Origin of the sequence: Enterococcus sp. DIV2379, from assembly GCF_050542965.1 — a bacterium.
GTDB lineage: Bacteria > Bacillota > Bacilli > Lactobacillales > Enterococcaceae > Enterococcus_D > Enterococcus_D entomosocium.
This window is the reverse complement of sequence record NZ_CP172938.1, coordinates 3,154,174-3,174,025: the sequence shown is the minus strand read 5'-3', so window position 1 is coordinate 3,174,025 and position 19,852 is coordinate 3,154,174. Positions and strand designations below refer to the sequence as shown.

20 protein-coding genes and 1 tRNA gene are annotated in these 19,852 nt (G+C 44.4%); 12 read left to right on the top strand and 9 right to left on the bottom strand.

The genetic code is table 11. The annotated features are described in order from the left end of the window. Nucleotides 1-54 precede the first annotated feature (54 nt). The 5 genes from IGI92_RS14525 to IGI92_RS14505 all read right to left on the bottom strand — a co-directional run bounded on the left by IGI92_RS14525 (nt 55) and on the right by IGI92_RS14505 (nt 6,795). On the bottom strand, nt 55-1,386 hold the full coding sequence (locus IGI92_RS14525) for a 6-phospho-alpha-glucosidase (RefSeq protein WP_008379332.1): 1,332 nt from the start codon (nt 1,384-1,386) through the stop codon (nt 55-57). Between the two features lie 13 nt (nt 1,387-1,399). After that, nucleotides 1,400-2,992, bottom strand: coding sequence for an alpha-glucoside-specific PTS transporter subunit IIBC (locus IGI92_RS14520; RefSeq protein WP_005233553.1), 1,593 nt, complete (start codon nt 2,990-2,992; stop codon nt 1,400-1,402). Nucleotides 2,993-3,179: 187 nt separating this feature from the next. Next, the gene (locus tag IGI92_RS14515; RefSeq protein WP_005233555.1) at nt 3,180-3,851 is read right to left on the bottom strand and encodes a type 1 glutamine amidotransferase; all 672 of its coding nucleotides are present in this window, start codon (nt 3,849-3,851) and stop codon (nt 3,180-3,182) included. Next, on the bottom strand, nt 3,844-5,193 hold the full coding sequence (locus IGI92_RS14510) for a Mur ligase family protein (RefSeq protein WP_301388103.1): 1,350 nt from the start codon (nt 5,191-5,193) through the stop codon (nt 3,844-3,846). The genes IGI92_RS14515 and IGI92_RS14510 overlap by 8 nt, the downstream gene beginning before the upstream one ends. A gap of 195 nt (nt 5,194-5,388) precedes the next feature. Next, nucleotides 5,389-6,795, bottom strand: a complete 1,407-nt coding sequence (locus IGI92_RS14505; RefSeq protein ID WP_008379338.1) for a TrkH family potassium uptake protein — start codon at nt 6,793-6,795, stop codon at nt 5,389-5,391. Between the two features lie 391 nt (nt 6,796-7,186). On the opposite strand from IGI92_RS14505, the gene IGI92_RS14500 reads away from it, so the two are divergent. Both IGI92_RS14500 and IGI92_RS14495 read left to right on the top strand, forming a co-directional pair. After that, complete coding sequence (locus IGI92_RS14500) at nt 7,187-8,005, top strand: Cof-type HAD-IIB family hydrolase (protein WP_301388101.1); 819 nt, start codon at nt 7,187-7,189, stop codon at nt 8,003-8,005. 183 nt (nt 8,006-8,188) lie between these two features. Then, on the top strand, nt 8,189-8,983 hold the full coding sequence (locus IGI92_RS14495) for an HAD family hydrolase (RefSeq protein ID WP_369076018.1): 795 nt from the start codon (nt 8,189-8,191) through the stop codon (nt 8,981-8,983). Between the two features lie 152 nt (nt 8,984-9,135). Here IGI92_RS14495 and IGI92_RS14490 read toward each other — a convergent pair whose 3' ends face one another. Then, nucleotides 9,136-10,200 carry an iron-containing alcohol dehydrogenase family protein gene (locus IGI92_RS14490; protein ID WP_005233563.1) on the bottom strand — a complete coding sequence of 355 codons (1,065 nt, stop codon included), beginning with the start codon at nt 10,198-10,200 and terminating at the stop codon, nt 9,136-9,138. Between the two features lie 162 nt (nt 10,201-10,362). After that, nucleotides 10,363-10,881 (bottom strand): peptide-methionine (S)-S-oxide reductase MsrA, encoded by a 519-nt coding sequence (msrA, locus tag IGI92_RS14485; RefSeq protein WP_016609916.1) that lies wholly within the window; start codon nt 10,879-10,881, stop codon nt 10,363-10,365. A gap of 92 nt (nt 10,882-10,973) precedes the next feature. On the opposite strand from msrA, the gene IGI92_RS14480 reads away from it, so the two are divergent. The 9 genes from IGI92_RS14480 to upp all read left to right on the top strand — a co-directional run bounded on the left by IGI92_RS14480 (nt 10,974) and on the right by upp (nt 18,616). Next, nucleotides 10,974-11,495, top strand: a complete 522-nt coding sequence (locus tag IGI92_RS14480) for an AAA family ATPase (protein ID WP_244732492.1) — start codon at nt 10,974-10,976, stop codon at nt 11,493-11,495. A gap of 2 nt (nt 11,496-11,497) precedes the next feature. After that, nucleotides 11,498-11,923: a GNAT family N-acetyltransferase gene (locus IGI92_RS14475; RefSeq protein ID WP_244732491.1), complete on the top strand. Its 426-nt coding sequence runs from the start codon at nt 11,498-11,500 to the stop codon at nt 11,921-11,923. A 54-nt stretch (nt 11,924-11,977) separates the two neighbouring features. Then, the gene (locus IGI92_RS14470; protein WP_008379353.1) at nt 11,978-12,559 is read left to right on the top strand and encodes a GNAT family N-acetyltransferase; all 582 of its coding nucleotides are present in this window, start codon (nt 11,978-11,980) and stop codon (nt 12,557-12,559) included. A 136-nt stretch (nt 12,560-12,695) separates the two neighbouring features. Next, on the top strand, nt 12,696-13,280 hold the full coding sequence (locus tag IGI92_RS14465) for a thymidine kinase (protein WP_301388094.1): 585 nt from the start codon (nt 12,696-12,698) through the stop codon (nt 13,278-13,280). A gap of 3 nt (nt 13,281-13,283) precedes the next feature. Further along, nucleotides 13,284-14,357: a peptide chain release factor 1 gene (gene prfA / locus IGI92_RS14460; protein ID WP_005227884.1), complete on the top strand. Its 1,074-nt coding sequence runs from the start codon at nt 13,284-13,286 to the stop codon at nt 14,355-14,357. Continuing rightward, entirely contained in the window at nt 14,350-15,207 is an 858-nt protein-coding gene (prmC, locus tag IGI92_RS14455; RefSeq protein WP_005233577.1) for a peptide chain release factor N(5)-glutamine methyltransferase, read from the top strand. Before prfA ends, prmC begins: the two co-directional genes overlap by 8 nt. Nucleotides 15,208-15,383: 176 nt before the next feature. Next, nucleotides 15,384-16,412 carry an L-threonylcarbamoyladenylate synthase gene (locus IGI92_RS14450; protein ID WP_301388091.1) on the top strand — a complete coding sequence of 343 codons (1,029 nt, stop codon included), beginning with the start codon at nt 15,384-15,386 and terminating at the stop codon, nt 16,410-16,412. An 81-nt stretch (nt 16,413-16,493) separates the two neighbouring features. After that, nucleotides 16,494-17,738, top strand: a complete 1,245-nt coding sequence (glyA, locus tag IGI92_RS14445) for a serine hydroxymethyltransferase (protein WP_008379359.1) — start codon at nt 16,494-16,496, stop codon at nt 17,736-17,738. 248 nt (nt 17,739-17,986) lie between these two features. After that, nucleotides 17,987-18,616: a uracil phosphoribosyltransferase gene (gene upp / locus IGI92_RS14440; RefSeq protein ID WP_005227894.1), complete on the top strand. Its 630-nt coding sequence runs from the start codon at nt 17,987-17,989 to the stop codon at nt 18,614-18,616. 178 nt (nt 18,617-18,794) lie between these two features. Here upp and IGI92_RS14435 read toward each other — a convergent pair whose 3' ends face one another. Beyond that, the gene (locus tag IGI92_RS14435) at nt 18,795-19,031 is read right to left on the bottom strand and encodes a hypothetical protein (RefSeq protein ID WP_005227896.1); all 237 of its coding nucleotides are present in this window, start codon (nt 19,029-19,031) and stop codon (nt 18,795-18,797) included. 126 nt (nt 19,032-19,157) lie between these two features. On the opposite strand from IGI92_RS14435, the gene IGI92_RS14430 reads away from it, so the two are divergent. Then, a tRNA-Thr gene (locus tag IGI92_RS14430) sits at nt 19,158-19,230 on the top strand. Between the two features lie 102 nt (nt 19,231-19,332). On the opposite strand, the gene IGI92_RS14425 is transcribed toward IGI92_RS14430, so the two are convergent. Beyond that, nucleotides 19,333-19,848 carry a YjbQ family protein gene (locus IGI92_RS14425; RefSeq protein ID WP_005227898.1) on the bottom strand — a complete coding sequence of 172 codons (516 nt, stop codon included), beginning with the start codon at nt 19,846-19,848 and terminating at the stop codon, nt 19,333-19,335. Nucleotides 19,849-19,852 lie beyond the last annotated feature (4 nt).

Sequence of the window (19,852 nt, the reverse complement as noted above, 5' to 3'; positions counted from 1 at the left end):
TCCTTATTGATTAAGTATAGCTGAAAAGCCAGGAGGGGAGGCGAAGAACGCTGGCTAGTGTAATTCTGGCCAAAAGGCTTGATTTGCTTCGATCAATTCATCGAGTAATTCTTTGGCTACACGGGCATTTGGGACCACTTTTGAAAGAATCAGTGCTTGCCACAGCTTCTGGTAAGAACCCTCTGCCCAAGCTTCCACGACTAATTTTTCTACGGCGACTTGTTGTTCCATCAATCCTTTTTGGAAGCGAGGGATCTTGCCTTGTGTGATTGGTTCTGCCCCGTTACTGCCGACGATACAAGGCACTTCCACCATTGCCTGTTCATCAAAGTTGACGATCGCTCCTTCGTTAGGCACGATCAACAGCATTCGTTCTTGCGTGTTATAAGCAATCGCTCGTGCAAGGTCAACAATGTAGCTGGCGTGTTCATCCACTTCAAGCGTGGTGTCAGTCGCTGTCTGGTTTTCTACGATGCGTTGGCATTCACCAAAGACGTGTTTTTCGCGGCCAGCCATGACTTCATTTGCCCGTGTAAAAGATGGGTTGGTGTGCGCCACTTCATCTTGAGGGAAAAAGTAATACTTCAAGTAGGTATTTGGCAAAGTGGATGGATCAACCTCGTACACTTCTTTTGCTTTGGCAAAGGTGTGCATCCAGCTGGCATCAGCATGTTGGCTCGCTTCGATTTCTTCTGGCAATGAATAGCCGTATTTTGCTACATGCGCTTGGATCTGCGGCAGCAAGTCATTGCCAGCTTTGTCTCGTATATCTGTCCACCAGCCAAAGTGATTCAAGCCATAATAGCGAACGACCAATTCTTTGCGAGAAGCTAAACCGATCGCTTGCGCCATCCGTTCTTCGATTCCCACTGGCATATCACAAATATTAATGATCTTAGCATCAGGGCGCAATTTACGAGTCGCTTCTGCGACGATCGCTGCAGGATTGGAATAATTCAACATCCACGCATCAGGGGAATATTTTTCCATATAATCGACTAACTCCAATACACCGCCGATAGAACGCATCCCATAAGCGATCCCGCCAGGACCACAAGTTTCTTGGCCGACCACACCATATTTCAAAGGGATTTTTTCATCCTTTTCGCGCATCGCATACAAGCCAACTCGGATATGCGCCATCACAAAATCGACATCCTGAAACGCGGTTTCGGGATCAGTGGTTGCTAAAAAGCTGATTTCGGGTGCGCGTTCTTTCAATAAAATCTCGCAAGCTTGTGCCACTTTTTCTTGTCGTTCTTCCAAATTGTCGTAAAACTTGATTTGGCGAATCGGGAAACGATCCAAGTGTTCTAAAAGCATCAAGACGATTCCAGGGGTAAAGGTACTGCCGCCTCCAGCGATCACGATTGAAAATTTTTTCATTTTTGTTTCCTCCTTAGTCTGATACAGCTAATAATTTTTCGAATTGTTCTCTCACTTGTGGCACATCCAGGCCAACGATCACTTGGAAGGCGTTGCCGTTGCGAACGACGCCATGGGCACCAGCGCCTTTAAAGATGTCATCTGGCAGCACTTGGTCTTGATCTTTGACGGTGATTCTTAGGCGAGTGGCACAATTAGTGACTTTATCGATATTGTCGCGACCGCCAAACCCTTCTAAGTAGACTGCGGCTTGTTCGGTGTAGCGATTGGCACCGGCAATCACTGGAGTTCCAGTGTTGGCTTGTTTTTCTTTGTAATCTTTTTTGGTGTATAGTTTGACTTCGCTATTGTTTTCTTCCCGTCCTGGTGTGGCTAACTTAAATTTGAGGATCAAGAAGCGGAAAACAAGGAAATAAAGCGCAGTAAAGGCTAACCCAATCACCAACTGCGTGAAGATCATACTGCGATGATTTTGAAATAGCGGAATCCAGACCTTCGCTAACAGATCGATCAAGCCGCCCCCCATATCTCCAACGACCCCGAAGGCAAACATCGTTGCCGCCATGGTCGCTGCTAAAACAGCGTGCACCGCAAAGAGGGGTGGTGAGATAAAGAGGAAGGTGAATTCCAATGGCTCAGTGATACCAGCTAAAACGGCAGTTAAAGTGGCAGGGATCAAAATCGCTAATACTTTCTTTTTATTCTCAGGCTTGGCTGTGAAATAAAAAGCAGCAGCGATCCCCGGTGCAGCAAAGATCTTAGAATTGCCATGTAAAGCAAAGCCCCCTTCAGGGAAAAGCTCTTTCAATGGTCTGGTGGATTGGGCAAATTCTTGTAAATGTGCCATCCAGTATTTGGAGATTCCTTCTTCGACGACAGCAGGACCAAAAACAAAGGGGGTATACACGAAATGATGGAGACCTGTGGGGATCAATATTCGCTCTAAGAAAGTATAGAGCCAGACCCCAAAGACCCCAGCACTTGCTAGAAACCCTTGCATGGACCCAATGCCAGCTTGGACTTTCGGCCAAATCAATGCAATCAAGAAAGCGACTGGCAACATCAAAAAGAATCCAAGGATCACGACAAAGGAAGAGCCTTGGAAGATTCCGAGAAAATCAGGCAGCTTCGTATCGAAAAACTTGTTGTGAAGATAGACGACGATCGCCGAAATAAAAATTGCTCCGATAATACCAGTATCTAATGTTTTGATGCCGGCGATCATTTTCAAGCCACTCTCACCGCCGGGATCAGCTGCAAAGTTGACACCGAAGAAGTGACCAAAGTACTCGATCATGCCAGAAATAAAATAATTACAAGTAATATAGACGACAAAGGCTTCCATTGCCGCTCGCGCATTGGCTTTTTTTGCGAGACCGATCGGTAATCCAATAACAAATAGTAATTCCATTTGGTTGAAGACCGTCCATGCACCGTTTTCAATGATCGTCCAAATGTTGAACCAAGTAGAGCCTTCAGTGGCGATGCTCCCCACAAGCATCGGATTTTTAAAGATAATACACAGCGCGACCATGATCCCCGAAAATGAAAACAAGAGGACCGGGGTAAACATCGCACCGCCAAACCGCTGAACTTTTTCCATCATAATTTCTTAACATCTCCTTTCAATTTTTACTACAATCTCAGTATAGAAAAGAAAGATAGCGGTTACAATAAAGTGAGGCGGCATAGGAACGTAGAAGCAAACAAAGAGAAAAGGTAGCAACTGCGGGGAAATTTCCCATAAAAAAACAAACCTGCGAAAAACAGGTTTGTTTGCTAAGTACGTGTATTTAAATTTCGACGTTGCCATAACGATTGGCAAGGGCGGTGCGGATCAAGCGCTCTGCCAAATGCTCATTTCTTGCGAGAAGCGGTCCGTGGAAGTAAGAGCCGAACACATTGCGGTAAACCACACCTTCGGTTTGGTCTTCGCCATTGTTTCCTTGTCCTTGGATGACTTTCCCCAATGGTTTTTCCCCTTTACCTAAGAAAGTACGGCCATTATGGTTTTCAAAGCCATAATAGGTCTCATCGAATTCTTCATTGTGGATCACGATGTCACCGATGAACCGGTTGTTTTCTTGGCTTAAGGTGTAATGATCCAAGGCACCGATCCCCTTGATTTTCTCGCCGTTGGCACCGATGTAGTAATGACCCAGCAATTGATAGCCGCCGCAAATTGCCAGCATCACGCCATCATTTTCGATATAGCTGGTCAGGGCTTCTTTTTTTGATTGGATATCTTGTGAAACGATCACTTGTTCAAAATCTTGTCCGCCACCGAAGAAGACGAGATCATATTTTTCAGGATCGAAGGGCTCGTGAATGCTGACGACTTCTGCGTTGAAGGTCACGCCTAGTTTTTCGGCCACGTAGCGCAACATCAAGAGATTGCCGTTGTCGCCGTAAGTATTCAAAAGATTTCCATACAAGTGGGCAACATTCAGTTGATACTTAGTCACGACTCATTCCTCCTTTGATATAGCCTTTTTCCGCAAGCTTTTTGCGTAGCTGCAGGACTGCAGTGTAAGTCGCTAAAATATAGACTTTTTCTGTTGGTAAGTCTGCAATTTGCTTGATGACGTCATCAAGTTCAGGGGTTTCAATGATTTTCTCTTCAGGGATCCCCGCAACTTTTAACCGCAACGCCATATCTTTGTGACGATCACCACCAGCGATCACTTGAGGAATCCCCATATCGGCAAACGCTTCATGGTCGCCATCCCAAATCCAGCTGACGTCGATCCCATCTGCGTAGTTGGCATTCAACAAGCTGACTAGTGAGAAAGGATAGGGCGACAGGCCGATCATATCGATGACTTGGTTCAAACCAACAGGGTTTTTAACTAAAACTAACGTACATTCTTTGTCCCCGATGCGGATCGCTTCTTGGCGGCCAAAGACTTTTTCGTCATAGGCCAAACCAGATTTGATTTTTGCAGGTGCTACGCCATAATATTCCGCAACCGCAGTTGCCGCCAGCGCATTGTAGACATTGTACATCCCACCAACTTCGATGCGATAGTCATTGCCATCGATCACAAAATCAGCAGAGGTGTTGTCCATTGCAGTCATTTCCGTCAGTTTATAATCCAATTCTGGTCGATGGAAGCCGCAATTTGGGCAGTAGTATTTCCCAAGATTGGCATAGGTGATCATTCTATAATGCAAAATGTGATGACACTCAGGACACAACACGCCATCCGTATTGTAATGGGCCATCTGCTCTTCATCTGGCAAATGATCAAATCCATAGTATTTCCGCGGATTGACAGTTGCCACCGAATTGAACAGTGGCGAATCCCCATTGCAGAGGATCGTTGCTTCCGGTGAGTTTGCGGCACCTTCAACGATCATTTTATAGGTCGTATAGATCTCGCCATAACGGTCCATTTGATCGCGGAAAATATTGGTGAAAACGAACAATTCCGGTTTGATGTACTTCGTTACTTTGCTGAGACTGGCTTCATCGATTTCTAAAACCGCAAATTTTTTGCCTTTTTTAGGGCGTGCCGATAGAAAGGTTGAAACGATCCCTTGGACCATATTGGCACCGGTGGGGTTCGTTAATACTTCATCAAATTCTTGGCGCAAAATATTGACAGTCAAGGCAGTCGTCAATGTTTTGCCGTTGGTGCCTGTAATCACGACGACTTGGTAATCTTTCGCCAAATGATCTAATATATGTGGATCAACTTTTAATGCTAATTTACCAGGCAGGCTTGAGCCACCTTTGAAAAAGTTCTTTAATACCCATTGAGAGGTCTTACCGACTGAAACAGCCAGATGACTTCGTATTCCCATAATGTAACCCTCCATTAGAGCGAATGCTTTCGTTGTGCAAATTCAATTTATCATACCATATACCAAGAAAAAGGTTAAATTGCTTTTGCGATTCTTTAAATTTCTACAAAGACCATTCTGATAAATGGCTCTTTTACTTGCGATGATCAAAGGCTTGAAAAGCAAAACAGCAAACCTTCTGCCAGGTTTGCTGTTTTAACCGATAATGATTTTTTCCGTTGGGTACTCGTAGCCTAAGTCACGTGTTTCTTTTGGTACGAATAACATCAAGGTGTACAGCATACCGACACGGCCGATAAACATCAAAAGAGCAATCACGAGTTTGCCGATGGTTGATAAATCGCCCGTGATTCCTAAAGAAAGCCCTGTGGTTCCAAAGGCCGAGGAAACTTCAACAATGATGGCGATCAAAGGGATATCCTCGATGGCGGTCAAGAATAAGACACAAAAGAAGCACATGCCCATCGAAAGCATGAAGACCACCACTGATTTACGGACGTCATCTTGATCGATCCGGCGACCGAAGATATTGATATTGTCCTCACTTTTCAAGAAGGCATAGAGGTACAGCCCAATGATGGCAATGGTCGTCGTCCGAATCCCCCCACCAACAGAGCTGGGACTACAACCAATAAACATCAGCAAGGAGAAAACGATCAACGTCGTGGTTTGGAAGTTGCCTAAGTCATGGATCTGCAGGCCAGCATTCCGCGTTGTCATGGAATAAAACATGCTGTTCATCCACATACCACTAAAGCTGTAATCTTTGAATAAATAATCTTTCTCAAGGAAAAAGATCGCTAATGTACCGCCGACAAAGAGGATCACGAAAGCCAAAACAGCAATTTTTGTGAATAAAGAAAAGCGAAACGGCAAGCGGCGGCGTTGTTTTTTCATTTTAAAAAGGACCCATTCCCGAAAGTCCATGATCACTGGAAATCCGATCCCCCCGATAAAAATCAAAATCATGATACACGTCAGGAAGAAATAATCATGGGAAAACGGCAAGATGGAATTGCCCGTCACATCAAACCCTGAGTTGGTCACAGCAGAGATCGCTTGATAAAACCCATAAAAGATCGCGTCACGCCAATTGTCATAATACCCGTAAAGATGAAAATAAACAGCGAAGATCGTACCTGCTACCAACTGACAAACTAAAATGATGGTAAACGTCGTTCGAATCATCCGAACGATCCCGCTAAGCTTTGGCTGGTTCATATCTGTCATGATCAATTGGCGCTGCTTTAAACTGATTTTGCGCCGTGAAACGATCGCAAAAAAGGTCGAGATCATCATGATCCCTAAACCACCAACTTGAAAGAGGACTTCCAATAAAATGACCCCGCGGTCGTTAAATACGTCATTGATCGGGAAGGTAGTCAACCCTGTGACACTGACCGTGCTGACCGCCATAAAGAACAGATCGATAAACGCGACATGAGAGCCCGGTTCCCGAAAGAAGGGAAGTGAAAAAAGCCCCAAAGAGACCACCGTCATCACGATATAATAAAAAACAATCACTTGGATTGAAGATACATTCTGGGAAATAAACGTCTTGCTCCTGCGCTGCGTCAAGCGAGCAAAGCGGGTAAAGTTCATAACAAAAACCCCTCACTAATTAAACTATCCCCAGTATACCAAAGAACCAAGTAGATTTGAAAGAAAGCAGGATAGAATTTATGTGGGGCAGAAATTGCGCAAGGAAACGTTTCTGGAGTGATTCTTTTCATTCGGGCAAAGGAGCCGCCAATCAATCCTTGTGTTTGGCAGCGATGGTCTGCCTTTGAATGATCTTCAATCATTGTAAGGATTTTTGAAAAGGTAGGCACGATTGAATGGTGTAAAGCAGTAGTCTCTTTTTTGAGAGGCACTATCCCTTCAATCGATTTTTTAGCAAGAAAAAGGATGCGGAAGTTGTATATACATGTTAAAATAATAATGTGAGAAAAACGCTTTCTTTAATAAAGAAAGCCAGAATGGAGAGAAGTAGATGAATGCCAACCCTTATGATATCAAGTTAGTAGCTGTCGATATGGATGGAACCTTTATGCGCACGGATTATACGTATGATGTTCCCCGCTTCAAGGCCATGTTGGCCCGCATGAAAGCAGTCGGCTGTCAGTTTGTCGTTGCCAGCGGCAATCAGTATTACCAGTTGCGGGCTCAATTTCCCGGCTATGATCACGAGCTGAGTTTTGTTGCAGAAAACGGAGCACTTGTCAAAGACAAAGAAACAGTGCTTTTTGCAGCGGACATTCCCCGAGAAACGGTTTTCGCAACCTTAGATTTATGTAAAAAATACCCCGAAGTTAAAAATGTAATGTGTGGGCTCAATAGTGCTTATTGTGAACGGGGAACGGTCAGTGATGCTTTTTTTGAATTAACAAATAAGTATTACCACAAATTGCAATGGGTCGATGACTTTGCCCAAGTAGAGGACACGATCCTGAAATTTGCCCCAACCGTTCCTGTCGAAAAAACGGCCTATTATTCGGAACTATTTCAAAAAGAACTAGCTGGTTTGCTAGTGCCAACAGGCAGTGGGCATGGTTCCGTGGATCTGATCGTGCCTAACTGCCACAAAGCATCAGGATTGGCACGCTTGGTAGAGCGATGGGGGATCACTCCTGAGCAATGTGTCGCTTTTGGCGATGGCGGCAATGATTTGGAAATGTTAGCCTATTGCCAGAGAGGCTATGCGATGGACAATGCGCCAGAAAACGTCAAAGCCGTTGCCACCGCCGTCTGTCCCTCAAATGATGAGGATGGAGTATTAGTCACATTGGATCAGCTGTTCCCGATGGTCTAGGCGTTCTTTAAGATTCTTAAAAATAGGTAAGTATTCCGATCAATTTTCACGATTTCAGAAGAAAACGCTGGCAATTTATGAGAAGATAAAAGAAATAAAAGATAACAGCGACGATCCGCACGGAACAATAGAGAGAAAAGCGCATCAATTTTTTTGAAAATCGAGACGGAAATGGGGAAGATCATGAAGAACGTGAAAATTATTTTTTTTGATGTTGATGGCACACTGATCGACATGAGCAAAAAGCAAATCTCTAAAAGAATGTTAGCCACATTAAAAGCCTTGAAGAAGCAAGGGATCCTGTTGTGCATTGCGACTGGCAGAAGTCCCATCGCGTTGCCGCAATTTGAAGGCGTGACCTTCGATGCGTTTTTGACCTTTAACGGATCGTATTGTTTTAATCAAGCCGAGGGGATCCACCAAAACCCCATTCCTAAAAAAGATGTTCAGCAAATCATAGAAAATGCGACGGCGCTCAAGCGTCCAGTAGCAATCGCAACGAAGGATCGTACCGTTGCCAATGGCAAAGATGCTGATTTAGTTGAGTATTTTTCCTTTGCTCATCAAGAAGTGATCGTGGCAGAAGATTTTGAAGAGTTGATCCAACAGCAAGACATTTTCCAAGTGATGTTAGGTTCAGGGAAAGAAGACTACGCCAAAGTGATGGCAAATACTACAGAGGCGAAAATCACCGCCTGGTGGGATCGGGCAGTCGATATTATTCCAGCCAGCAGCGGGAAAGGAAGCGGCATTGCCAAAATGCTGGCTTACTATGGCTTGGATAAATCCGAAGCCATTGCCTTTGGGGATGGCAACAATGACATTGAGATGCTGGAGGCAGTTGGTTGGGGTCTAGCAATGGCCAATGCTTCGGATGAGTTAAAAGCGATCGCTGACGAAGTGATTGGTCACGTAGCCGAGGAAGGTATTTATCAATACTGCTTAGAAAACGGGTTGCTGGGTGAAGCCGTGCAGTGATGGGCAATGCGTCAGTTGCTGTTGCCCGCTAAGAACATGCGCAGCCAGGATCGCTACTGCGTGTCAGTTTGATCAAATAAAAAAACTGTTTCCGAAATGCATTAGGGAAACAGTTTTTTATTGATATAAAGTTGTTTAGCAATTTGTACGGTTTACAGCGCCTCTACTGCTTCGATCGCCTGATAGACTTTTTCGGGTGTGATCGCAGGATCGATCAAAATAAAGGTTTCTTCTTCCTTGACAGCATAGGTCAGAACCGAGGCGAAGTAATCACGATCAAGGCGTGTCACGTGGAGATCCTTCAGCTTCATCGGCAAGTGCAAAGCTTCGTAAAACGGCCGTAATTCTTCAATCACATCAAAATCATTGGTATAGGCAAGCTGGACCCAAATGCAGTAGGCGACTTTATTGCCGTGCAAGACACTATGGGTCTCATTCAAATAAGACAAGCCGTCATGCAGCGCATGCGCACCGGACGTGCGGCCAAACTCTACTGCAAAACCGCCAACTTCGCCTGCCAAAGCAATGATCGCGTCGGTGATGCGGGCAAAGGCGGGTGTCAGCTGCCCAGCTTCTAGGTCTTTGACAGCTTGGATCGCATCGGCAATCAGCAAGTTTTTGATCAAAAGAGCGCTTTGGAAACCTAGCCGTACTAAGGCAGTCTTGTCGTCTTCTGCCATGTTGCGGACGATGGCTTCCATTTCATAATATTTGGCTAAGGTATCAGCGATCCCTGCGATAAAGTAATCAACAGGTGTGGCTAGTAAAAAACGGGTGTCGACGATCGTCATGTAGGCACCTTTTTTGGCATAGTCGATTTTACAAATCGTATGATCGGGGTAATAGGCGACGATCACCGGGGTAAAGGGCGCACAGTTGGAAACCAATGTAGGGATCACGATCAGCTCTGCGCCAAGGGTTTGAGCGGTGATTTTTGCTGTATCAGCGACCTTGCCGCCGCCGATTGCCACCACGGCATCTGCTTGCTGGATCGCTTCAGCTAAGGTTTGCGCATTTTCATAACTCGATGATCCATCGTAGCGGTAGATCGGGTAGTCAAATGAATGAGGGTAATAGTTCGAAAACACATCGAATGACTGCTCCCCAGTAATTACTGCTACCTCTTGGAACTCTCGTAAATACTCCGGCAAATCAGTTAAGACCCCATCGCCCGTAATATAACGGTTTGGACCTGGACGGACTTCATTAGCTAACATCAAACAAACACTCCTTTATAATCGTCAGAATTTTCTAATCAGTGTAGCGCGAAAATGCCCTGACTGTCAATTTCCTTTTTGGGAAAAAACAGAAAACAGCCGATCTGCTGACGAGGCAGATCGGCTGTTAGTGATGAATTGTAAGGAACGTTCCCCAAAATGTTAAGCCCAGTTTTGGCGAATAAAGCCGGCTCGACCGGAGCCTTCGCTATAAGCATTGTAATGGGCTGCATTTTTTTTGTAAAAATCTTGATGATAATCTTCTGCAGGATAAAAAGGTTCTGCTGGTTCGATCTTCGTTACGATCGGACGGTCAAAGCGGCCGCTAGCTTGCAACTGCGCCTTTGATTTTTCCGCAATCGCTTTTTGTTCTTCACTATTGTAAAAAATCACTGGACGATAGGAATCACCACGGTCGGCAAACTGACCAAACGCATCCGTGGGGTCTGTCTGCTGCCAATAGATGGCAACTAATTCTTCATAAGAGATGACTTCAGGATCAAAGGTGATTTCAACTGCTTCGGTGTGACCGGTGGTACCTGTCGTTACTTGTTGGTAGGTTGGGTTAGGGACATGGCCGCCAGTAAAGCCCGAAACCACTTTGAGGATGCCTGGCTGTGAATCAAAAGGCTTCACCATGCACCAAAAACAACCACCAGCAAAAATTGCCGTATCTTTCATAGGTATTCCTCCTTTGCTTCTATGGTATGCTTCTAGTAGAGAAAAACAAGAGATATGCTTAGATAACTTACTAACGAAGAAAGGAACCGCCCATGGAAAGCATGTTAATTTTACTACGGGGGAATTCTGGCAGCGGAAAAACCACTATTGCCAAAGCTGTTCAGCACGTTTTTGGGGAAGAGGCAGTGCTGATTTCACAAGATGTTTTTCGGCGAGAAATTTTTTGTGTCAAAGATACCTCTAATAATTTAGCCAGCGGTTTGATGAAAGAAGCTGTCCTATATGCGAAGGGGAAAGTGCCGATGATACTTGTTGAGGGGATTTATTCTCGTGAAAAATACCAAGACTTTCTCGACTTTCTAATGAAACTCTTTCCCCAAAAAAAGCTAGTTTATTATTTTGATCTTTCTTTCGAGGAAACGGTCAAAAGACATCAGACCCGAATGCAGCGAGACTATTTTTCCGAGGAGGCGATGCGTAAATGGTGGCTTGAGCGAGACTTGCTTTTCCCAAAAGGATCTTCAGAGGAAAGACTGATCAAAGAAGGCCTAACGATAGCAGAAACGGTCGATCAGATCATCGCAGATTATCAAGAAACAAGAAGGAGTGATTGAATATGGCGCGAATCATTGAACAAGGAACAGACCAAGAATTGGCTGCGTTAGAAGCAGCATTAACAGCATACACAAAGCATCAAAAACCATTTACACAAACAGAGACCTATCAGAACTTTAGCAGTGTAATCAAAAAAGAGGGTGTGGTGATTGCTGGCGGTATTGCCTACGCCTCAATGTATCATATCGGCTATCTTGACACCCTGTGGGTCAAAGCATCCGAGCGGGGAAAAGGGTATGGCAAGCAGATTCTTACGGATCTTGAACAGCAGTTGAAAGCATTTGGCTGTGAAAATTGCCAGACGGCGACTTTTGATTTCCAAGCACCAGATTTTTATCAGCGAGTGGGCTATGAAGAAATCGGGAGAATCGCCCATACGCAAAATCAGCTAACAGAAATTTTTCTAGTAAAGAAATTACGTGATTGAATCCCAAAGAAACCGTTGAACAAGGACGAAACCAAGGAAAGAGAGGCACAAACAATGTTAGATAAATCAATTCCATATGCAGAAATCTGGATGAAGCGAGCACACAAAAGCACACCGATCCAGCCCATTCAATCCGATAACTATTCGCTACGCAGCTACCAAGCAGGAGACGAAAGGCACTGGGCACGGATCGAAACATCCGTCGGAGAGTTTGACAATGAGGAAGAGGCATTGGCGTATTTTGAAAAAGAATTTATGCCCGAGCAAGCACAGCTAGGACAGCGAATGTTTTTTGCCCTTGATCAAACAGGTACACCGGTCGGCACGGCTACCGCTTGGAAAAAAGCCAAGCAAGACGGTACACCGGTTCCGCTAGTCCATTGGGTAGCAGTAATGCCGCAAGCTCAACGTCAAGGGATCGCTCGCGGCTTGGTCACGCAAGTCGTTTCTGTCTTAGAGGCAGCCAACGAGCCGATGTATCTTCATACGCAAACGTGGAGCCACGCAGCAATCAAGCTCTACCAGCAGCTCGGTTTTGTGATCATTGCAACGGATATCAATGGGAATGAAAATCCAGAATATCCACTGGCTTGTCAAGTATTGGCAGAAGTGGCCAGAAAAGCCAGAAATGATTAAGAAGTACCGGCAGCAAAAAATCCGTTAACTTTTCGTAAAACTCTTGCGTAAAAGGCGGCGTGTGTCGAATTTAAGTCTGTAAAAATTCTCCTTTTTCAAGTATAATACCAAAGGAGTATGAGGAAGGATGGGCGAGATGGCACAGCTTTTTTTTAAATATGGCGCAATGAATAGTGGGAAAACGATCGAGATACTGAAAGTTGCTCACAACTATGAAGAACAAGACAAACCAGTCGTGATCATGACAAGTGGATTGGACACGAGAAGCGGCGTGGGAAATGTTTCGAGTCGCATCGGCTTAGAGCGAGACGCGATCCCGATTTTTGATGAAACGGATCTATTTCATTTGATCAAAGACCTCGGTTATAAACCTTATTGTATTTTGATCGACGAAGCACAGTTCCTAAAGAAGCATCACGTGCTGGCTTTCACCAAAATCGTGGATGAGTTAGGTATTCCTGTAATGGCCTTTGGCTTGAAAAATGATTTCCGCAATGAATTATTTGAAGGCTCAAAATACTTGCTGCTTTACGCAGATAAAATCGAAGAGATGAAAACCATCTGCTGGTTCTGTCATAAAAAAGCAACCATGAACTTGCACTATATCGACAGAAAACCCGTTTACGAGGGCGATCAAGTACAAATCGGCGGCAATGAAGCGTATTATCCAGTTTGCCGCAAGCATTACTTTCACCCGGGAATGAAAAAAGAAGGAGAATAATCAATGTACGATCAGTTACAAGCAATCGAAGACCGTTACGAAGAATTAGGCGAATTACTAAGTGATCCAGCCGTGATCTCTGACACCAAACGCTTCATGCAGCTTTCAAAAGAAGAAGCCAATACACGGGAAACGGTGGAAGTCTACCGCCGTTACAAAGAAGTCGTTGAAGGAATCAAGGACACTGAAGAAATGCTTGGGGAAAACCTAGATGCAGAAATGGCTGAGATGGCCAAAGAAGAACTCTCTGACTTGAAAAAAGAAAAAGACGTTTTAGAAGAACGCATCAAGATTTTGTTGTTGCCAAAAGACCCGAATGATGACAAAAACATCATCATGGAGATCCGTGGTGCAGCAGGCGGCGACGAAGCAGCCTTATTTGCTGGCGATCTTTTCAATATGTATCAAAAATATGCGGAAAACCAAGGCTGGAAAGTCGAAGTCATGGATGCCAACGTCACTGGGATCGGCGGCTACAAAGAAGTCATCATGATGATCACTGGCGACAACGTCTTTTCAAAATTGAAATATGAGAGCGGCGCCCACCGAGTGCAAAGGGTACCGTCTACCGAATCACAAGGCCGAATCCATACGTCTACGGCAACGGTCGTGGTTATGCCTGAAGCAGAAGAAGTCGAAATCGATATCGCAGACAAAGATATTCGTACCGATATTTACCATGCCTCTGGTGCCGGTGGTCAGCACGTTAACAAAACAGCTTCTGCTGTTCGTTTGACTCACTTGCCAACAGGGATCGCTGTTGCGATGCAAGATGAGCGTTCACAGCTGAAAAACCGTGAGAAAGCGATGAAAGTCTTGCGGGCACGGGTCTATGACCAAATGCAGCAAGAAGCACAAAGCGAATACGATGCAAACCGTAAATCAGCAGTGGGTACCGGCGATCGTTCTGAACGGATCCGGACCTATAACTTCCCGCAAAACCGCGTAACAGATCACCGTATCGGGTTGACTATTCAAAAATTGGATCAAATTTTAGCTGGAAAACTCGATGAAATTGTTGATGCACTGATCGTTTACGATCAAACATCAAAATTAGATGAGATGCAAAATGGCTAAAACCTATCGAGAAGTCCTTTCACGGGCTTCTTCTTTTTTAGAAACGAAAGGACTGGACGGGTATGCGATCCAATACCTGTTTTTACAGCGAAAAAACTGGCAGCAACTCGATTGGCTGCTGCAGATGGACCAACCCATCCTAAGGGAAGATGAGGCACAGATCGCAGCAGATCTTGAACAGTTGCTACAGCATGAACCCCCGCAATATTTATTGGGGTATGAAGAATTTTATGGTCATCGCTTAAAAGTGACCCCTGCAACCTTGATCCCGCGTCCAGAAACCGAAGAGCTGGTGGAAAACTGTCTGGCAAAACTACCAGCAGATCAGCCGCTACGAGTCGTTGACATTGGCACGGGTACAGGAGCGATCGCCATTGCCTTAAAATTGGCACGTCCCCAGTGGTCGGTAAGTGCCGTGGATCTTTCAGCAGAGGCGTTAGCTGTTGCTAAAGAAAATGCGACAGCTTTAGGTGCGGAGATCCGCTTTTTCCAAGGAGATACCTTGGAGCCTGTGGCAGATCAGCAATGGGATCTGATCGTTTCCAACCCGCCGTATATCAGCGCTGAAGAGTGGCCGCTGATGGATATCAGCGTACGGGAAAAAGAGCCTAAAATGGCGCTTTTTGCTCAAGAACAAGGATTGGCGATCTATAAGCAATTAGCACAGCAAGCACCGAAGTGTTTGGCACCAAGTGGGCAAATGGCGCTGGAAATCGGCTTCCAGCAAGGACAAGCTGTTCAACAGCTTTTTGCAGCCGCTTTTCCCAACAAAGAAGTTACCGTAGTAAAAGATCTTGCGGGTCAAGATCGGATGGTGTTTGTCAGTCATCCACAAGATGTGGATAAATAAATTTTTTTTGCTACAGAAAAAGTGCAAAAACCTTATGAAATGAACGACTTCTAAATAAACAGAGTTATAAACAGGGTTATCCACACTTGACAAACGACTTATCCACAAAATGTGGAAAAGAAACAAGAAAATGTTGATAAGTGTGGAAACTTCTCAAAAAAGGATGTGGATAAATTGTGGAAACAAAAATTTTTGATCAATCACAGTTAAACGAAGCAGCAGCTATTTTAGCTGAGGGGGGATTAGTGGCGTTCCCGACGGAAACCGTCTATGGACTAGGGGCTAGCGCGCTTTTGCCCAATGCTGTTGCGCAAGTATATCAAGTCAAAGGACGACCTAGTGACAACCCTTTGATCGTTCATATTGCCGAGCCAGAGCAGTTGGAACCGTTTGTGGATAACAAGCATCCCTTCGCTGATAAATTGATGGAAACTTTCTGGCCTGGGCCCTTAACCTTGATCTTTTCGATCAAAAAAGACAGTTTACCTAGTATCGTTACTGGCGGCTTATCCACAGCGGCTTTTCGGATGCCCAACAACACCAAGACGTTAGCGTTGATCAAACAAGCCCAACAGCCATTGGTTGGTCCTAGCGCGAATACATCTGGTAAACCAAGCCCAACATCAGCTGCGCATGTTCAGCATGATCTGGCAGGCAAAATCGCTGGCATCTTGGATGATGGCGTGACACAGATCGGTGTCGAATCAACGGTCTTAGATTTGAGTGACCCAACGGCGCCGCCGATCATCTTACGCCCTGGTGCGATCTCTAAAGAACAGCTTGAAGCAGTTTTACAAACAAAAGTCCTCGTCGATCAGCATTTAGTAACAGAAAGTGAAGCACCCAAAGCGCCGGGCATGAAATACAAGCACTATGCACCGAATACCAACGTCATGATGGTCAATGACCAAGATTGGTCGGCAGCCATGGCTTGGGCAAAAGAACAGCAGCTTAAGGTAGGTGTTTTAGCTGGACCGACGATCGCCGAGCAAGTCCGCTTTGAAGCGGCGGCCATTTATTTATTTTTTGATGACAGTGTGGAAGCCGCGACAAAAGGGCTGTTTGCAGGTTTACGAGCGTTAGATGAATCGATTGCTGAGCTAGATGTCTTATTTGCACCCACGTTTCCAGAAAGCGGCTTAGGGGCTGCTTATATGAATCGGTTGAAAAAAGCTGCAAATCAAAGTTTCTTTCAAGAAAATTAGCAAAAAACCAGAATTCATTATAGGTAGCTTATGAAGAAATGTGATACAATGCTACCATTAAGGTAAAGGGGTGTTGTAAGCATGGATTATCAAACGTTTGATCCTGAATTGTGGCAAGCGATCGAAAAAGAAACGAATCGTCAACAAAACAATTTGGAATTGATTGCGTCTGAAAATATCGTTTCAGAAGGTGTAATGGCTGCGCAAGGTAGTATTTTGACAAATAAATACGCTGAAGGTTATCCAGGTCGTCGTTATTATGGCGGCTGTGAATTTGTTGATGTGGTAGAAAACTTAGCAATTGAACGGGCGAAAAGTATTTTCGGTGCGGCATATGCCAATGTTCAACCGCATTCTGGTTCTCAAGCCAACACAGCAGCTTATTTAGCGTTGATCGAAACAGGCGATACAGTATTAGGGATGGATCTTTCCGCAGGCGGTCATTTGACCCATGGCTCACCAGTGAATTTCAGCGGCAAGACCTATAATTTTGTTAGTTATGGTGTTGATCCTGCAACAGAAGTCATTGACTACAATGTCGTTCGTATTTTGGCGCGCAAGCATCAACCGAAACTGATCGTTGCCGGTGCCAGTGCTTACTCACGTACAATCGATTTTGCGAAGTTCCGTGAAATCGCCGATGAAGTTGGCGCAAAATTGATGGTGGATATGGCGCATATCGCTGGTTTAGTAGCGGCTGGTCTTCATCCAAACCCAGTTCCTTATGCGGACATCACGACTTCTACGACCCATAAAACATTACGCGGCCCTCGAGGCGGCTTGATTTTAACAAATGATGAAGATTTAGCGAAAAAAATCAATAGTGCCGTTTTCCCTGGTATTCAAGGCGGCCCATTAGAGCACGTGATTGCAGCGAAAGCTGTTGCTTTTAAAGAAGCACAAGATGCGTCGTTCAAAGAGTACTCTGAACAAGTCATCCGCAATGCGCAAGCAATGGCGAAAGTCTTCAACCAAGCACCACAAGCTCGCTTGGTCTCTGGTGCAACAGACAATCACTTATTATTGATCGATGTGCGTGGCTTTGATTTGAACGGCAAAGAAGCAGAAGCATTGCTGGATCAAGTCAATATCACCGTCAATAAAAACTCGATTCCTTTCGAATCATTAAGTCCTTTCAAAACGAGTGGGATTCGCGTGGGGACACCAGCGATCACTAGTCGTGGCTTTAAAGAAGAAGATTGTGTCGAAGTGGCGAAATTGATCGTCAAAGTTTTAGAAAAACCAAATGATGAAGCCGTCTTGGCAGAAGTAGCGGCGCAAGTCAAAGAATTGACGGACAACTATCCACTTTACAAAAACAAATAAAATGGGACTGTGACAGAAGTTAAGGTCAGACAAGATGTCTCACGCGTTTTTCCTGCGCTCCAGCTCTTTGATCACCAAAAGTGAAAAAGGGGCTAGAATGAACGCAGAGGCGTGTTACATGCCGTCTTGTCTCCTTCCTTCTAACACAATCCTTTTTTTGAGGAAAAGCAGTATTGCCTGTGGCAGATGGTTGTAACAAGAGCCGATTTGCTTTAAAATAAGAGAAAAACCAAAGGAGATTTTTTTAAATGGGTAAATTTCAAGTAATCGATCACCCGCTGATCCAACACAAATTAACAATGATCCGCGACAAGAACTGTGGAACAAAGGTTTTCCGTGAAGTTGTTAATGAAATCGCAATGTTGATGGCGTATGAAGTGTCTCGCGACATGCCGCTTGAAGATCTAGTGATTGAAACACCAATTGAAGAATCAACACAAAAAACACTATCTGGTAAAAAGGTAGCGATCATTCCGATCCTGCGCGCAGGTCTAGGCATGGTTGATGGTATCCTTGAATTGATCCCAGCCGCAAAAGTTGGTCATATCGGGATGTACCGTGATGAAGAAACGCTAGAACCACACGAATACTTCGTAAAATTACCTGAAGATATCGATGAACGTCAATTATTTATCGTTGACCCAATGTTAGCTACGGGCGGTTCAGCGATCATGGCGATCGACGCACTGAAAAAACGCGGCGCTTCAAACATGAAATTCGTCTGCTTAGTTGCTGCACCAGAAGGCGTGAAAGCATTGCAAGATGCCCATCCAGATGTTGATATCTACACTGCAAATCTTGATGAACGCCTAAATGAACACGGCTATATCGTTCCTGGTTTGGGCGATGCCGGTGACCGTCTATTCGGTACAAAATAAATCAATACAAATAAGACAAAGGCAACTGCTTCAAGTTTTGCCTCGTCAATGATGCCATGGAAGAAGATCGACTGCCAAAACGGTTCGATCGGTTATCCATGGCTTTTTTTAGCTTTTCATAAAATCAGACAATGAAAAAAGGAGAAAATCAACTGATTTTCTCCTTGCATTAAACGGGTTATAGTTTGGTTAATTGTTTGTAATTGATGATCAATACACCATTACTTTGCGAAACTAATTTCTGGTTTTCTGGGGTTTCGTTCAGCTCGACCACCGCAGAGTTTTTCAACTGCTTTGTGATGGTACCAGTTTGTTTCTTCCCATGGAACGTGAACATGACAGGAGTAGCGACCTCAAACGTTGAACCTTCTTGTGACGGGACAATTGTTGTTTCGAATTTACCAAATGTTGCCATGTAAAAACCTCCTTGATACTTCTATTATATCACAATTTTCGGAAAATTTCAGTAAGTAGATTTTTTTCAGCAGACCTCTTTACAAAACAACCGTTTTTGCATATAATTTTCTTTGTGCCATACAACGCCAGCTTAGCTCAGTTGGTAGAGCAACGCACTCGTAACGCGTAGGTCACAGGTTCGAATCCTGCAGCTGGCATAAGAAATGAAAAACCATGAATCTTCTTTTAGAGGATTCATGGTTTTTCTTTTGCAGGTGATAAGTAATCTCAATTTTTCCTGATTTACCCGATAACTGTTCTTATTCGCCCATTAGCATTACATGGCATGTCCTATTTCGCACACGATTTTGATCGAAATCAACAAAATAGATATAGCCTACAGAGCCGATCTCTAGCTTGCCGTTACTTAAAATAAAACTTTCGCTTGCACCGAAAAAACTCGAGCGAATATGGGCATCGCCGTTTAAAATCGTTGCTGGATCTGTTGGGTAGTTTGGATCGTCCAGACTCATCAAAAATTCTAAATGCTTTGGTCCAGGATAACGATAATCGGTATTTTCTGATAGTTCACGAGGAATAATTTTATCGAGAATTCGGTTTAAATCAACTTGAAGAAATTCATCTCCGTTAAAGTCTGTATCATGCATGTATTCTTCAAAGATAACAGAACAGGTCGTATGGGGAGACTGTACGAGACAGATTCCATTTGAAATTCCGCTTTTTTCAACCATCGTTTTCACTTCTTCTGTGATGTTGTGGTAAGACACTCGATTCCCGTTAGAAGTTAACGTCAGTTGCTCTTTTAAAAATTTCACAGTG

Coding starts and splice junctions, on each gene's coding strand:
- IGI92_RS14510 (WP_301388103.1), bottom strand. CDS start 5,193: ATGGGAATACGAAGTCATCTGGCTGTTTCAGTCGGTAAGACCTCTCAA.
- IGI92_RS14435 (WP_005227896.1), bottom strand. CDS start 19,031: ATGGCAACATTTGGTAAATTCGAAACAACAATTGTCCCGTCACAAGAA.
- prfA (WP_005227884.1), top strand. CDS start 13,284: ATGTACGATCAGTTACAAGCAATCGAAGACCGTTACGAAGAATTAGGC.
- IGI92_RS14465 (WP_301388094.1), top strand. CDS start 12,696: ATGGCACAGCTTTTTTTTAAATATGGCGCAATGAATAGTGGGAAAACG.
- IGI92_RS14505 (WP_008379338.1), bottom strand. CDS start 6,795: ATGAACTTTACCCGCTTTGCTCGCTTGACGCAGCGCAGGAGCAAGACG.
- IGI92_RS14490 (WP_005233563.1), bottom strand. CDS start 10,200: ATGTTAGCTAATGAAGTCCGTCCAGGTCCAAACCGTTATATTACGGGC.
- IGI92_RS14520 (WP_005233553.1), bottom strand. CDS start 2,992: ATGATGGAAAAAGTTCAGCGGTTTGGCGGTGCGATGTTTACCCCGGTC.
- msrA (WP_016609916.1), bottom strand. CDS start 10,881: ATGAAAGATACGGCAATTTTTGCTGGTGGTTGTTTTTGGTGCATGGTG.
- upp (WP_005227894.1), top strand. CDS start 17,987: ATGGGTAAATTTCAAGTAATCGATCACCCGCTGATCCAACACAAATTA.
- IGI92_RS14480 (WP_244732492.1), top strand. CDS start 10,974: ATGGAAAGCATGTTAATTTTACTACGGGGGAATTCTGGCAGCGGAAAA.
- IGI92_RS14500 (WP_301388101.1), top strand. CDS start 7,187: ATGAATGCCAACCCTTATGATATCAAGTTAGTAGCTGTCGATATGGAT.
- IGI92_RS14475 (WP_244732491.1), top strand. CDS start 11,498: ATGGCGCGAATCATTGAACAAGGAACAGACCAAGAATTGGCTGCGTTA.
- IGI92_RS14470 (WP_008379353.1), top strand. CDS start 11,978: ATGTTAGATAAATCAATTCCATATGCAGAAATCTGGATGAAGCGAGCA.
- prmC (WP_005233577.1), top strand. CDS start 14,350: ATGGCTAAAACCTATCGAGAAGTCCTTTCACGGGCTTCTTCTTTTTTA.
- IGI92_RS14525 (WP_008379332.1), bottom strand. CDS start 1,386: ATGAAAAAATTTTCAATCGTGATCGCTGGAGGCGGCAGTACCTTTACC.
- IGI92_RS14495 (WP_369076018.1), top strand. CDS start 8,189: ATGAAGAACGTGAAAATTATTTTTTTTGATGTTGATGGCACACTGATC.
- glyA (WP_008379359.1), top strand. CDS start 16,494: ATGGATTATCAAACGTTTGATCCTGAATTGTGGCAAGCGATCGAAAAA.